This is a genomic window from Corynebacterium sp. NML180780, assembly GCF_007786415.1.
In the GTDB taxonomy this organism is placed as follows: domain Bacteria; phylum Actinomycetota; class Actinomycetes; order Mycobacteriales; family Mycobacteriaceae; genus Corynebacterium; species Corynebacterium gottingense.
On the sequence record NZ_VNKN01000014.1, the window covers coordinates 46,301 to 59,630 of the forward strand.

Sequence of the window (13,330 nt, forward strand, 5' to 3'; positions counted from 1 at the left end):
CAACCTGGACTTTTTGGACATTCCTCCGAATAGTGAACGTTTTCCTAAGACAGACCAATCAGGAAACACCTAGGCAAAAAATACTTAGGTTTCCTCAGCCGACTGGGGCGGCAATTGTTCACCAATCGCCACCCCCGAAAATCACCCCCGTTTGCACCTGTGGAACGCTCTAAGCAAAGAACTACTATGCCCCCATATTTCAGCAAAATCTAGGCGCAAAAAATCCCGTGACCTGCGCGATCACGGGATTAATAAAAACTGGCTGATGGTCAGTTATACCGAATTTCTGTGTAACTCACAGACGTGATGGAAGCGATGATCCGGTCACGCAGCGGCTCCGGCGCCCGCGCTTCCCCGCAACAATCGCGGACCAGATCGCGCACGGCCTGCTCCGATTCAAGCCTGCCAAAGCAGTGCGGGCACGCCGCAATCTGCTCGCGAATTTCCAGTACACGCGCGGGTGGAGTATCCGGATCGAACAGCTCGCACAGCAGCGGGTGCACGTCGCTGCAGTCCCCCGAGCATCCGCCTGCACCGTCCTGGCTCCGACCAGCGGCGTCGTTGTGCTTTCCGGGCGTGCTCATCACTTCTCCTCCGCTTTCTTGGCGCTTTTCTTGGCGCTGTCCTGCATGTCAGCGTGATCCAGTCCGATGCCCTGATCGCGCGCTACGTCTTTCAACATCTCGCGCAACTGTTTTCTTCCACGGTGCAGCCGGCTCATCACCGTGCCGAGCGGAATGTCCATGACCTCGGCGATCTCCTTGTACGCCAGCCCCTCAACGTCCGCGTAGTACACGACCATGCGGTAGTCCTCGTTCAGCTCGTTGAGCGCGTGGGAAATCCGCGAATTGGGCATCAGCTTCAGCGCCTCCACCTCGGCGGATTCCAGCCCCGTCGACTCGTGCGAGCTGGACGTATAAAGCTGGTTGTCCGTCACGTCATCCGCCGAGGTCACCAGCGGTCGGCGCTGCTTTTTCCGGTACGTATTGATATACGTGTTGGTCATAATCCGGTACAGCCAGGCCTTCAGGTTCGTGCCCGGCTTGAACCGATCGAACGCGTTGTAGGCCTTCAGGTACGTCTCCTGCACGAGGTCCTCGGCGTCCTGTGGGTTCCGCGTCATCCGTAGCGCACCCCCATAGAGCTGGTCAAGCAGGGGCATGGCTTCATCAGTGAAGCGCGATTTCAGGTCTGTCTCGGGCATGCCCGCCATTGTAGGGCAACGCGCCGGGCGTACGATCGGGCGGGAGCAACCAAAAGGAGTACCAATTATGTCTGCACGCACGCGCGCGATCGCCGCGCTCGAAGGCACCGAGCACACCATCTTGGAATATGCGGCCAGCCAGGACCACTTCGGCGAGCACTCCGTCGACGAGCTCGGGGTGGACCCCGCCGCCGCGCTCAAGACGCTCGTTGTCCGCAACGAGACCAACGAGCGCGAGATGGCGCTGTGCTGCGTCCCCGTCGCCGGCCACCTCTCCCTCAAGGCCGCCGCCAAAGCACTCGGCTGGAAGAAGGCGGCGATGGCGGACCCCAAGAAAGCCCAGCACGCGACCGGCTACGTCGTCGGGGGCATCTCGCCGCTCGGTACCCTGCAGCGTTTGCCAGTGCTTATCGACGCCTCCGTCTCCCCCTTCCCCACCATCATCGTCTCCGCGGGCCAACGCGGACTCTCCGCGGAGCTCGCCCCGCAGGACCTCGCCGCCCTCACCGGCGCGGACTTCGCCGACATCGCCGCGCAGTAAGCCCCTACTCCGCGGGCACGTCCGTCAGCTCGCCGGCCCCGGTCAGCTCCGCATACTCGTTGCGCACGCTGCCCACGGCCGGGTCCGCCTCTCGCCAGCGCAGCGTGTCCGCCACCCGCGAGGGCGCGAGCAGCTCCGCAGCCTCCTCCGGGGTGCCGGACACCCACTGCTCCACCTCGTCTGCGGCCAGGAACAGCGGTAGGCGGTGGTGCAGCCACGCCATGTTCTCGGCCGCCGCGGTTGTCACCATCGTGGTGGACAACCGGTCCAGACCAGTCTCCCACAGTGCCGCGGCGAACAGCAGGCCGGACTCGGGCCGGACGAAGTAGGGCTGCTTGCTGCCCTTCTCCCCCTTCCACTCGTAGTACCCGTCCAGCACCATCAGTCCGCGGCGCGACTTGAAGGCGGAGCGGAACGAGGGTTTTTCGGCCACGGTCTCGGCGCGGGCGTTGAACAACGGCGGCCCCGTTTCGTCCTTTTTCCAGGACGGGAGGAGGCCCCAGCGGGCGGCGTCGACAAGCGCCCCCTGCTCCTGGAAGCGCACGAGCGGCACCTGCTGGGTCGGGGCGATGTTGTAGCGGGCGGGCGGCGTGCCGTCGGGAGCGTCGACGGTGCCGGCCCCGGGCAGGGTGCCGACGGCGTCAAGCAGCTCGTCGCCGGTGGTGAAGAGCACGAAACGTCCACACATGCCTCTATTATGATGGACCGCATGACTGAACTGTGGACCGCACCGTTTTCGCCCGACCCTATCTCGCACACGCAGCAGGTGCCGGGGTCGAAGTCGATGACCAACCGCGCGCTCGTCCTCGCCGCGCTCGCCAACGGCGAGTCCACCGTCGTCGGCGCGCTGCGCTCGCGAGACACGGAACTCATGGAATCCGCGCTCGCCGCGATGGGCACCACGTTCACCCACAGCGGCGAGGAAATCCGCGTCACGCCCGGCGAACTCCACGGCGCAGAGGTGGACTGCGGCCTCGCGGGCACCGTCATGCGGTTCGTGCCCGCCGTCGCCGCGTTTGCGCAGGGCCCGGTGCTTTTCGACGGCGACGTGCAAGCCAAGGCCCGCCCCATGGGCACCATCCTGGACGCGCTCCGCCACCTCGGCGTCGCCGTGGCGGGCGACGCGCTCCCCTTCACCGTCCACGGCACCGGCCGCGCCGACGGCGGCGCGGTGACCATCGACGCGTCCGGTTCCTCCCAGTTCGTCTCCGGCCTCCTGCTGGCCGCGCCGCGCTTCGACCGCGGCGTGACCATCACCCACTCCGGCGGCACCTTGCCGTCCATGCCCCACATCGAGATGACGGTGGCCATGCTTGCCGACGCCGACGTGCACACCACCGCCACCGCCCACACCTGGAAGGTCGAGCCGCAACCAATCCGGCCGAACCGGTGGGTCATCGAGCCGGACCTGTCCAACGCCACCCCGTTCCTCGCCGCCGCGGCCGTCACCGGCGGCGTCGCCGCCGTGCCGCACTGGCCGATCCAGACCACGCAGCCGGGCGACGTGATCCGCGACATCCTCGAGCGCATGGGCTGCGAGGTCGAGCTGCACGCCACCGGCGCCGACCACACCCTCCAGGTGCGCGGCCCGCAGCGCGGCAACCTGCGCGGCATCCGCCTGGACATGAGCGACATCGGCGAGCTCACCCCGACCGTCGCGGCGCTGGCCGCCCTGGCGGCCACCCCGTCCGAGCTCACCGGCATCGCACACCTGCGCGGCCACGAGACAAACCGCCTCGAGGCACTGACCACGGAGATCAACCGGCTCGGCGGCTCCTGCGAGGAGCTGTCGGACGGTCTGCGCATCTCCCCTGCCACGCTGCACGGCGGTACCTGGCACTCCTACGAGGACCACCGGATGGCCACCGCCGGCGCCATCCTCGGCCTGGCCGTGGAAGGCGTGCAGGTGGAAAACATCGCCACGACCGCGAAGACCCTGCCCGGGTTCGCCGACATGTGGACCGCGATGGTGGAGGGCTAATGGGCCGTCGCTTTTCCGACTACGACGAGTCCGACGTCCGCGTCCGCCCCGGCAAGGGCAAGCGCCCCCGCTCGAAGGACCGGCCCAGCCACAACGACGCCGTCTACGGCATGGTGGTCACCAAGGACCGCGGCCGCTGGGGCGTCGTCCTCGATGACGGCCCGGTGGTCAATTGCATCCGCGCCCGCCAGCTGAAGCGCACGAGCCTGGAGGTCGGCGACCGCGTCGGCGTCGTCGGCGATACGTCGGGCAAGAAGGACACGATCGCGCGCATCGTCAAACGCGCCGACCGCACCTCCGTCCTGCGGCGCACCGCCGACGACACGGACCCCTACGAGCGGATCATCGTGGCCAACGCGGAGCTCCTGCTCATCGTCGTCGCCGCGGCCGACCCTCCGCCGCGCACCGGCTTTGTCGAGCGCGCCCTCATTGCCGCGTTCGTCGGCGGGGTGCGCCCCGTGGTCTGCGTGACCAAGTCCGACCTCGACGACCCCACCGACTTTGAGCGCGAGATCGCAGACCTGGACGTGCAGGTGCTCCGCACGGGCACGGACGACGACCTGGCGACGCTCAAGCAGCTTCTCGACGCCCACGTCTCCGCCCTCATCGGCCACTCCGGCGTGGGCAAGTCCACCCTGGTCAACCGCATCGTGCCGGACGCCCAGCGCGAAACCGGCGACGTCTCCGGCGTGGGCAAGGGGCGCCACACCTCAACCCAATCCGTCGCCCTGGAGCTCACCGGCCCGGGCGGCGGCTGGATCATCGACACCCCCGGCATCCGGTCGTTCGGGCTGGCGCACGTCCAGCCGGAGCAGATCATCGACGTCTTCCCGGACCTGTCCGAGGCCGCGGACGCTTGCCCGCGCGGCTGCACCCACCTGGGACCGCCCGCGGACCCGGAGTGCGCGTGGGACGACTTCGCCGCCGACTCGCCTGTGGGCAGGCGAGCGGCGGCGGTGCGCAACCTGTTGGCTGCGCTGCACTCGAATAATGAGTGGGAGCTAAAGCAGCTCGATGAGGAACGGTAGCTCGCTGGGGTCGAAGAACGCCATGTAGTTGTCCTGGGCGTCGCCCACGGCCAGCTCGGCGTCCTCGTCGCCGAGATCGGCGGCGTCGATGAGCTCGGTGGCCCGCTTCGTGGCGTCCTCAGCCTCGCGCACGTCCACGTGGACGGCGGCGACGTCCTTGAGCTCGACGGGGCCGACAACCTTGACCACGGACTCGCCCATGTCCGGCTCGCCGGTGGCGTCAACGTCGGCGGACACGACGACGCGGCGGTGCGGGAAACGCTCCTCGTCGCCGATGGCGAGCAAGCGGATCGAGGCGAGCGCCGCGTCATCGAACGCGATGGCCTCGATCTCCTCCTGGTCACCGGAGGTGAAAAACTCGGTGAGCTCCGGGGTGGCGGCGAAGCCCCACCCGTTGCGGGCGTGCAGGACGCCCTGCTCGTTGAGCTGTTCCAGCATGGCGAAGGTGGCGGGGATGTAGACGCGCATTAGAACTCGCCCTCAACTCCGAACAGGGTCTGGATCTCCACCGCGGTGCGCTCGAAGGCGGTGTGCAGGATGCCGATCATGCCGAACTCGACGGCCGCGCGGACGTTGACAATGTCGTCGTCGATCATCACGCAGTCGTTGATGATCACGTCGATGGCGTCGGCCGCGGCCTGGAACGCGGCGCGGTCAGGCTTGCCCACCCCGACCTCGCCGGAGAGGACGACGGCGTCCACGTCGCCGCGGAACTCCCACTCGCGGATGGCCTCCGCCATCGGGCTGTCCGCCTCCTCGTTGGACAGGATGCCGACGGAGATCTCCTGCTTCTTCACCTCGGCGATGAGCTCGCGCCAGCGGGCGACATCCTCCGGGTCCTGGTCCAGGACGCCGGCGTAATCAATAATCAGTCCCTGCATTGCCTCTCTCCTTTCTTCACTCCCGGTAGTGTACGGGAATTTAGGCCTGCTGACCCTGCGGTGCGTCGCCGGAGCCCTCAGTGCCGTTCTGCCCCTCGAACTGCTTGCGGATGAGGAAGAGCTGGCGCACCGTCTCCTCCTGGACGGCCTCGTTCATGGCGGCGAACATGTCGCCACCTTCCTTCTGGTACTCCACCAGCGGGTCACGCTGCGCCATCGCGCGCAGGCCGATGCCTTCCTTCAGGTAGTCCATCTCGTAGAGGTGCTCGCGCCACTTGGTGTCGATGATCGGCAGGATCACGGAACGCTCGATGTTGCGCATCTGGTCATCCCCGCCGATCGCGGCGACGTTCTCCTCGAGCTTGTCGTACTGGGCCTGCGCATCGTCGATAAGCGCCTGGCGCAGCTCGGAGGCGCTGATCTCGCCCGGGCTGCCGTAGGTGGAGCCCTCGACGAGCTCTTCGGAGGACACCGTCGGGCCGTAGAGGGAGTCGAGCGCGTTCCACAGCTCGCGCAGGTCCCAGTCCTCCACGTAACCGTTCATGGTGGCTCCCTCGACGTAGGCGCCGACGGTGTCATCGATCATGCGGCGGACCTGGTCCTTGATGTCCTTGGAGCCCAGGATTTCCTGGCGCTCGCGGTAGACCACCTTGCGCTGCTCGTTGAGCACCTCGTCGTACTTGAGCACGTTCTTGCGCATCTCAAAGTTCTGGTTCTCCACGCGGGCCTGCGCGCCCTTCACGGCGTTGGAGACCATCTTCGCCTCGATCGGCACGTCGTCCGGCACGTTGAGGCGGTTCATCATGTTCTCCATGGACTGGCCCATGAAGCGCACCATGAGCTCGTCGCGCATGGAGAGGTAGAAGCGGGTCTCGCCCGGGTCACCCTGGCGGCCGGAGCGGCCGCGCAGCTGGTTGTCAATGCGGCGCGACTCGTGGCGCTCGGTGCCGATGACGTAGAGGCCGCCGGCGGCGCGGACTTCATCACCAAGCTGCTTGGAGCGCTCCTTTGCGGCCGGGAGCTGTGCGTCCCACGCCTCCTGGTAGCCCTCCTCGTTCTCAAACGGGTCCAGGCCCTGCGCCTGCAGCTTCGCGTCCAGCAGAATTTCCGGGTTGCCGCCCAGCACGATGTCCGTACCGCGGCCGGCCATGTTGGTGGACACGGTCACGCGGCCCGGCAGGCCGGCCTCGGCGATGATGCGGCCCTCTTCCTCGTGGTGCTTCGCGTTGAGCACGTTGTGCTTCACGCCCTTGCGGGTAAGCAGCTGCGACAGGTACTCGGAACGCTCCACCGAGGTGGTGCCCACCAGCACCGGCTGGCCCTTCTCCGAGTGCTCTGCAATGTCCTCGGCCACGGCCGCGAACTTGGCCTCCTGCGTCTTGTAGATCAGGTCATCGCGGTCCTGGCGCTGGTTCGGACGGTTCGGCGGGATCTGCACGACGTCCATCTTGTAAATCTGGTGCAGCTCGGCCGCCTCGGTCTCGGCGGTACCGGTCATGCCCGCCAGCTTGTCGTACAGGCGGAAGTAGTTCTGGAGCGTGACGGTAGCCAGCGTCTGGTTCTCGTTCTTGATCTCCACCTGCTCCTTGGCCTCAATGGCCTGGTGCATGCCCTCGTTGTAGCGGCGGCCGGCCAGCACGCGGCCGGTGAAGCCGTCCACGATCATGACCTCGCCCTGGCGGACGATGTAGTCCTTGTCGCGCTCGAAGAGCTCCTTCGCCTTGATGGCGTTGTTGAGGTAGCTCACCAGCTGCGAGTGCTCCGGCGCGTAGAGGTTGGTAATGCCCAGCTGGTCCTCCACGAACTCCACGCCGTCCTCAGTAATACCGATGGTGCGCTTGCGGTGGTCCACCTCGTAGTGCTTCCCTTCGCGCATGCGCGGCGCCAGCTGTGCGAAGACGGTGTAGTACTGGCTCGAGCCGTCGACGGGGCCGGAAATAATCAACGGTGTACGCGCCTCATCGATGAGGATCGAGTCGACCTCATCCACGATGGCGTAGTTGTGGCCGCGCTGCACCATGTCGTTCATGGAGCGCGTCATGTTGTCGCGCAGGTAGTCAAAGCCCAGCTCGTTGTTGGTGCCGTACGTAATCGCGGCCGCGTAGGCCTTCTTGCGCTCGTCCGGGCGCATCTCGGAGAGGATCACGCCCACGTCCAGGCCGAGGAAGTGGTGCACACGGCCCATCATTTCCGCGTCACGCTTGGCCAGGTAATCGTTGACCGTGACGATGTGCACGCCCTTGCCGGACAGGCCGTTGAGGTATGCGGGCAGCACCGAGGTCAGGGTCTTGCCCTCACCGGTCTTCATCTCGGCGACGGAGCCAAAGTGCAGCGCCGCGCCACCCATAATCTGCACCTTGTAGTGCTTCTGCCCCAGCACGCGCCACGACGCCTCGCGGGCGGTGGCAAACGCGTCGACGAGGATGTCGTCCAGCGACGCGCCCTCTTCGACCTGCTGCTTGAACACGTCAGTCTTCGCCTTGAGCTCCTCGTCGGTCAGGGCCTCGTATTCCCCTTCCAGCGCCATGACCTGGTCAGCAATCTTGGCTAAGCGCTTGACGGTGCGCCCTTCACCGGCGCGGAGCAACTTGGAAAGTCCAAACACGTTGTGCGAATCCTTCTTGAGTCAGTTCTTGGCGTAGCGAATGCGAAAAACGCGTTCTACGTGGAGTTCATTATGGTGTACCAACGGGCAATTGTACGCATATTCCTCCAGCTGTTGGCAACCACCGGCCTGACTGTCCGGTAAAAGGTTGATGTGAGCGCAAGGGCGCATGCTTATCGACGCCCCCGAGCCCCCTCCCCTCCGCCACCGCACACAACAACCGCCCGCGCACCCCGTGCGAACTCGGGATGCGCGGGCGGTACAGCCGGCGTCAGCGCTTAGGCCTCGGCGTCCGCGAGGACGATCAGGCCGTAATCGTAGGCGTGGCGGCGGTACACCACGGACGGGCGCTTGGACTCCTCATCCACAAAGAGGAAGAAGTCGTGGCCCACCAGCTCCATCTCGGAGAGGGCCTCGTCCACGCTCATCGGGGTGGCGGGGTGCTCCTTGCGACGCACGACCTGGCCCGGCTCCACGTCCTCAATGGTGGCCGCGTACGGGTCAACGTCGTAGTTATTCTCCGCCTTGTTGCGTGCCTCCTCGGCCTCCTGCGCCAGCTCAGCGGCGATCTGGCCGGTGGACTTCGGCGCGCGGTGGCCGGACCGGGCAACCTGGCGACGGACCTTCACCTTGCGCAGGGAGCGCTCCATCTTGCCCAGCGCGGACTCGAGCGCGGCGTAGAAGCTGTCCTCCTTCGCCTCGGCGCGGGCGAGGTGGCCCTTGCCGGTTGCGGTGATCTGCACGCGCTGCGCCTGCGCCTCGCGGCGCGGGTTGGGCTCGTGCTGCAGCTCGACGTGGAAGAAGGTAAGCGACGGGTCAAGCTTTTCCACCTTGGCAAGCTTGGCGTTCACGCGCTCTTGGAAGTGCTCAGGGACATCGACATTTCGGCCGGTGATGGTCACCTGCGCGTTGGGGCTCAGGCTGTCGTGTTGGTCTGCAGAAGTCATCTGCGTCCTCCCTTGAGTAGTAGGAACTCGGTCTACGTCCACTATACAACTGGTCATAACCAATATGTCTGTTTTTCCAAAGAACTCCCGCCCAATTTCCTGAACGCGCCCGCGCCACGCAGCCGGTGGCACGTATACCACGCAGAACCCACCCTTGCCTGCACTTTCATTCACGCCTCGGCCAGCGTGAGGCAGCCGACGACCCGTACCCCGTGGGCCAGCAGCCCGGCCACGCTCGCCCCCAGCGTTGCCCCCGTAGTCACCACGTCATCTACGACCACCACGTTTCCAGCGGGGGTAGCCGTCACCCGCACTGCCCCCGCCAGATTGGCCCTACGGCCCGCCTCGTCCAGCTCGGATTGGTCCGCGGTGCGCGGGTCCAACTCCAGCGCGGGCACCGTCGCGCGCCCGCTCGCTTGGCACACGGCCTGCACCGGGTCGCCGCCGCGCTCTCGCGCGCTCGCGGCACGCGTCGGCGCGGGGACGAGCACGTCCACGTCCGCGAGGTCACCGCGCACCTCGAGGAATTCCACCGCGGCCCCGATGACGGCGCCGACGTGGCGGCGCACCGCGAGGTTCTTGCGCTCCTTCATCGCCAGGATGACGCCGCGGTGCGCGTCCGCGTACGGGCCGAGCGCGAAGACGGGCGCGTGGACGGCGACGTTGGGGAACACGCGGGTCGGCGGCGCCGCCAGCAGGGTGCGGCAACGCCCGCACAGGACCGCGCCCGGCTCGCCGCAGCCGGCGCAGTAGCGCGGCAGGATCAGGTCGGCGACGCCCCCAAGCATTGTCTTCCCCCTCCCCAGGCACCGCTGCCTAGTGGCGGGCCACAATCGGCAGCGCGCGGGTGCCCAGCAGGCCCGGGACCTCGCGCCACAGCGGGTTGTCCGCACCGGAGATGGGCATCTGCAGCAACGCGTTGGCGTCGGTGACGTAGAGCATGTTCGGCGAAGTGCCCACGGCCACCACCGGCGCGGAAATGTTGCCCGCGGATAGCGTGGTCGTGGAGGAACCGTCCTGCTCCACCCGCAGCACCGGCGCGGCCGCGCTGGAGGTGCCGGCCAGCAGCGACCCGTCCGGCTGCCACTCGGCGGTGATGAACGACCCGCCGAGCTCGGAGGCGTACTCCATCACGTTCACGATGGAGCGATCGCCGGTCTGCCCGCGCTGCACGATGCCGGTGTACAGGTGGCCGTCGATGATCATGAGGACGCGCGCCGAGCTTCGCGACAGGCGTAGCACCGAAATGTTGCCTTCCACGCCTTCCGGCAGGTCGACGGTGATCTCGCTCGTGGTGTACTCGCCGGTGGCGGTGGACCGCCACGTGCGCAGTACGTTCTTGCCTTCCGCAACGATCCACACGGCGGCCGCGTTCGGCTCGAAGGTGGGCCTGGAGAACGTCTTTCCCTTCACTACCTCTTCGTCTCCTCCGCCGAAGCGGCCGACGCGGAACGCGTCGTCCTCGCCCTCGGGTCCGTCGCCGAAGACGCCGGCCCAGGCGTCCTCGCCGTAGATGTCGGCGGTCATGACGTTGCCGTCCTGCCCAAGCGGGCCGTCGACTTGGCTGGCGGTGCCGCCGCTGACGCGGGACACGTGGCCGTCGGTAAGCGAATAGAGCGTGCTGTCGCCCACGAGGTCCACGAGGGGGCTGAACTCGGCGAAGTCGTCGACGGTGAGCTTGTCGGCGCCGTCGAAGAGCGCTTCCCCGTCGGCCTGCAGGTTATAGGGCCCGGTCACGCCGGCGGAGGCGAGCGTCCAGACCACCTGCGCGGCGAACTGCTTGCGCGTCTGTTCGTCCATGCCGCCGAAGCCGGTGAACTGGTACGCGCCGTCGTTGAAGCCGGTGTACGCGATCGTCGCGTCCTCCTCCTCCGCAGAGGCGAGCGCGTTCGGGCTGGACACCGCGGGCTGGAGGCGGTCCGACGGCCCCTGCGTGATCAGGGAGATCAGGGCGCTCGGCAGCGACTCGCGGCGGGCGTAGACCCAGCGACGATCCGTGATGAGCTCGTTGCCGGCGGGGTCGAAGAAGTAGAGGTCGTAGGGCTGGTACTCGTCGCGCATCTCGCTGCGCTCCAGCACCACGCCGGACGGAAGCGAGGAAATGCGCCACTCGCCGTCGACAAGCTCGAGCTCGATCGTGGCTTCGTACGAGCCGTGCTCCGGGGTGAACGCGCCGCCGTCGTGCAGCTCGCCGACCACGTCGCCGTGGACGCTGAAGCTGCGCTTGTTCCCCGCGCTGCCGACCAGCGTGGTCACCCCGAGGCTGTCCACCACCAGCGTCTGCACGCGCGGGTCCCACGCCGAGCGCGCGTCGCCCGTGAGGAACGCGCGCGCCGCCTCGTAGTCGCCGGCGGGAACCGCGGCCGCGCTGTAAAAGTCGCGCAGCAGCAGGTCCGGCTCTCGCCCCTGCACCGGGGTCACGTCCGGGCCGCCCGCGGTCTGCTCGTCAAAGGGATGCAGCACGTGCGGGTCAGTATTCGCGGGCAAGGAGGTACATCCAGTGGTCAGGGCGATTATCGACGCCACCGCCACCGCCGCCTTGGCCTTACCGTTCCTCCGCATCTGTCGCCTCCTTCAGCGCCGCAGTGTCTTCTTGTGCCGCCGGCCCCGCAGGTTCCGCAGGCTCCGCCGCCGCTTCCAGCTCCGCCCCCGGGGCGACCAGCGGCAGGGGCTCCTCGGTGAACCCGTCCTCGGTGTGGCGCGGCAGAATGAGCCGGAACTGCGCGCCCACGCCCGGGGTGCCCGCCGCGTCGAGCGTTCCCTTGTGCAGCAGCGCGTCCTCGCGGGCAATGGCCAGGCCCAGCCCGGTGCCGCCGGAATGGCGCTTGCGCGACTTGTCCGCGCGCCAGAAGCGGTTGAACACCAGCTCCTCCTGGCCGGGCTGGAGGCCCACGCCGCCGTCGGTGACGGTGATGGCGACAGCCTCGTCGTTGGCGCGCAGCACCACGCGCACCGGGTTGCCCTCGGAGTGGTCGATGGCGTTGGACATGAGGTTGCGCACGATGCGCTCGATGCGTCGCGGGTCTCCCTCGATGTTGACGGGGTCCTCGGGGACGTCGAAAAGCACCTCGACCTCGAGCTCCTCTGCCAGGTGCTTCGTCTGTGCCCAGGCCGACTCGATGGGCCCGCGGGCGTCGATGTTTGCCAGCGAGAGGTCCGCGACACCGGCGTCGTGGCGGGAGATCTCGAGCAGGTCGGTGAGCAGGGCCTCGAAGCGGTCGAGCTCGCTGATCATCAACTGCGAGGCGCGCTTGGTCGCCGGATCCAGCTCGTCCTCATTGGCGGCGATCATGTCGGCGGCGATACGGACCGTGGTCAGCGGGGTGCGCAGCTCGTGGGAGACGTCCGAGGTGAACTGCCGCTGCAGGTCGCCGTACTGCTCAAGGTGGTTGATCTGCTGCGAGATCTTGTCCGCCATGTTGTTGAAGGACAGTGCGAGCACCGCCATCTCGTCCTCGCCGTCCACGGGCATACGCTCGCGGAGGTGGCCGGAGGCGAAGCGCTCTGCCGTGCGCGACGCCGAGCGCACAGGCGCGACGATCTGCTGCGAGGCGAGCCACGCGATGCCCACCAGCAGCACGATGACAATCACCGCCGCCGACGCGATCAGGCCGCGCATAAGCGCGAGCGTGGAGGCCTCGTTGTCCATGTTCATGACCAGGTACAGCTGGAGGTCCTGCACGTCCGCGTTTGTCGGCGTACCGATGATGAGGGCGTTGTAGGTCGTGCCGTCAGCGCGCTCCACACTGGAGTACTGGTAGGCGACGTTGCCCTCGGACACGTAAGTCCGCAGCCGCTCCGGGATGGAGAAGGACTCCGGCGAGGAGGTACCGGCGCCGGGGCCGCCGCTGACCACCAGGACCGGTTCGTACACGCTCGGGGCCTCAGCGCTTTGCTGGGAGCGCTGCGTCAGCGCGGCGCGCGCTGAGTTCAGCCGCACCTGCAGGGAGGACGCGCTGCCGGTGGTGTTGACTTGGTCCTCCACCATCACCCGCGCGCGGTCAATCTCCACGCTCGCCGCGTCGAGCTTGGTGGCGGCGATGCGCTGGGTGACCACGGAAGCCATGGCGAAGCCGAGCACGAGCATGACCACGGTGGAGACGATGAGCACCGTGCCCACGAACCGCACCTGCAGGGAGGTGC

13 protein-coding genes are annotated in these 13,330 nt (G+C 67.3%); 3 read left to right on the forward strand and 10 right to left on the reverse strand.

The features are described 5' to 3' along the window. Nucleotides 1–269: 269 nt before the first annotated feature. Both FPP74_RS10115 and FPP74_RS10120 read right to left on the reverse strand, forming a co-directional pair. Complete coding sequence (locus FPP74_RS10115; protein WP_143340196.1) at nt 270–584, reverse strand: mycothiol system anti-sigma-R factor; 315 nt, start codon at nt 582–584, stop codon at nt 270–272. After that, the gene (locus FPP74_RS10120) at nt 584–1,204 is read right to left on the reverse strand and encodes a sigma-70 family RNA polymerase sigma factor (RefSeq protein WP_095278795.1); all 621 of its coding nucleotides are present in this window, start codon (nt 1,202–1,204) and stop codon (nt 584–586) included. Before FPP74_RS10120 ends, FPP74_RS10115 begins: the two co-directional genes overlap by 1 nt. Nucleotides 1,205–1,271: 67 nt before the next feature. On the opposite strand from FPP74_RS10120, the gene FPP74_RS10125 reads away from it, so the two are divergent. Continuing rightward, nucleotides 1,272–1,745 (forward strand): aminoacyl-tRNA deacylase, encoded by a 474-nt coding sequence (locus FPP74_RS10125; protein ID WP_095537115.1) that lies wholly within the window; start codon nt 1,272–1,274, stop codon nt 1,743–1,745. Between the two features lie 4 nt (nt 1,746–1,749). Here the strand turns inward: FPP74_RS10125 and FPP74_RS10130 are convergent, their stop codons facing one another. Beyond that, complete coding sequence (locus FPP74_RS10130; RefSeq protein WP_095555483.1) at nt 1,750–2,433, reverse strand: SOS response-associated peptidase; 684 nt, start codon at nt 2,431–2,433, stop codon at nt 1,750–1,752. Between the two features lie 12 nt (nt 2,434–2,445). On the opposite strand from FPP74_RS10130, the gene aroA reads away from it, so the two are divergent. Beyond that, nucleotides 2,446–3,726, forward strand: a complete 1,281-nt coding sequence (gene aroA, locus FPP74_RS10135; RefSeq protein ID WP_255456133.1) for a 3-phosphoshikimate 1-carboxyvinyltransferase — start codon at nt 2,446–2,448, stop codon at nt 3,724–3,726. Further along, entirely contained in the window at nt 3,726–4,754 is a 1,029-nt protein-coding gene (rsgA, locus tag FPP74_RS10140; RefSeq protein ID WP_095536391.1) for a ribosome small subunit-dependent GTPase A, read from the forward strand. The genes aroA and rsgA overlap by 1 nt, the downstream gene beginning before the upstream one ends. Here rsgA and FPP74_RS10145 read toward each other — a convergent pair. From FPP74_RS10145 to mtrB, 7 genes are all read right to left on the reverse strand, one after another. Further along, nucleotides 4,728–5,222, reverse strand: coding sequence for a hypothetical protein (locus FPP74_RS10145; protein ID WP_144718309.1), 495 nt, complete (start codon nt 5,220–5,222; stop codon nt 4,728–4,730). The two genes, rsgA and FPP74_RS10145, sit on opposite strands and share 27 nt — an antisense overlap. Then, nucleotides 5,222–5,635 (reverse strand): HAD family hydrolase, encoded by a 414-nt coding sequence (locus FPP74_RS10150; protein ID WP_095536393.1) that lies wholly within the window; start codon nt 5,633–5,635, stop codon nt 5,222–5,224. Before FPP74_RS10150 ends, FPP74_RS10145 begins: the two co-directional genes overlap by 1 nt. A 40-nt stretch (nt 5,636–5,675) precedes the next feature. Next, nucleotides 5,676–8,240 (reverse strand): preprotein translocase subunit SecA, encoded by a 2,565-nt coding sequence (gene secA / locus FPP74_RS10155; protein WP_144718311.1) that lies wholly within the window; start codon nt 8,238–8,240, stop codon nt 5,676–5,678. A gap of 278 nt (nt 8,241–8,518) precedes the next feature. Beyond that, the gene (gene hpf, locus FPP74_RS10160; RefSeq protein WP_095536395.1) at nt 8,519–9,187 is read right to left on the reverse strand and encodes a ribosome hibernation-promoting factor, HPF/YfiA family; all 669 of its coding nucleotides are present in this window, start codon (nt 9,185–9,187) and stop codon (nt 8,519–8,521) included. 170 nt (nt 9,188–9,357) lie between these two features. Continuing rightward, complete coding sequence (locus FPP74_RS10165) at nt 9,358–9,975, reverse strand: ComF family protein (protein WP_095555480.1); 618 nt, start codon at nt 9,973–9,975, stop codon at nt 9,358–9,360. A 28-nt stretch (nt 9,976–10,003) separates the two neighbouring features. Beyond that, nucleotides 10,004–11,749, reverse strand: coding sequence for an LpqB family beta-propeller domain-containing protein (locus FPP74_RS10170; protein WP_144718314.1), 1,746 nt, complete (start codon nt 11,747–11,749; stop codon nt 10,004–10,006). Next, nucleotides 11,733–13,322: an MtrAB system histidine kinase MtrB gene (gene mtrB, locus FPP74_RS10175; protein ID WP_304505086.1), complete on the reverse strand. Its 1,590-nt coding sequence runs from the start codon at nt 13,320–13,322 to the stop codon at nt 11,733–11,735. Before mtrB ends, FPP74_RS10170 begins: the two co-directional genes overlap by 17 nt. Nucleotides 13,323–13,330 lie beyond the last annotated feature (8 nt).

Bases quoted from the DNA above. Each gene is read 5' to 3' on its own strand.
- FPP74_RS10115 (WP_143340196.1), bottom strand. From the start codon at position 584: ATGAGCACGCCCGGAAAGCACAACGACGCCGCTGGTCGGAGCCAGGAC.
- FPP74_RS10120 (WP_095278795.1), bottom strand. From the start codon at position 1,204: ATGCCCGAGACAGACCTGAAATCGCGCTTCACTGATGAAGCCATGCCC.
- FPP74_RS10125 (WP_095537115.1), top strand. From the start codon at position 1,272: ATGTCTGCACGCACGCGCGCGATCGCCGCGCTCGAAGGCACCGAGCAC.
- FPP74_RS10130 (WP_095555483.1), bottom strand. From the start codon at position 2,433: ATGTGTGGACGTTTCGTGCTCTTCACCACCGGCGACGAGCTGCTTGAC.
- aroA (WP_255456133.1), top strand. From the start codon at position 2,446: ATGGACCGCATGACTGAACTGTGGACCGCACCGTTTTCGCCCGACCCT.
- rsgA (WP_095536391.1), top strand. From the start codon at position 3,726: ATGGGCCGTCGCTTTTCCGACTACGACGAGTCCGACGTCCGCGTCCGC.
- FPP74_RS10145 (WP_144718309.1), bottom strand. From the start codon at position 5,222: ATGCGCGTCTACATCCCCGCCACCTTCGCCATGCTGGAACAGCTCAAC.
- FPP74_RS10150 (WP_095536393.1), bottom strand. From the start codon at position 5,635: ATGCAGGGACTGATTATTGATTACGCCGGCGTCCTGGACCAGGACCCG.
- hpf (WP_095536395.1), bottom strand. From the start codon at position 9,187: ATGACTTCTGCAGACCAACACGACAGCCTGAGCCCCAACGCGCAGGTG.
- FPP74_RS10165 (WP_095555480.1), bottom strand. From the start codon at position 9,975: ATGCTTGGGGGCGTCGCCGACCTGATCCTGCCGCGCTACTGCGCCGGC.
- FPP74_RS10170 (WP_144718314.1), bottom strand. From the start codon at position 11,749: ATGCGGAGGAACGGTAAGGCCAAGGCGGCGGTGGCGGTGGCGTCGATA.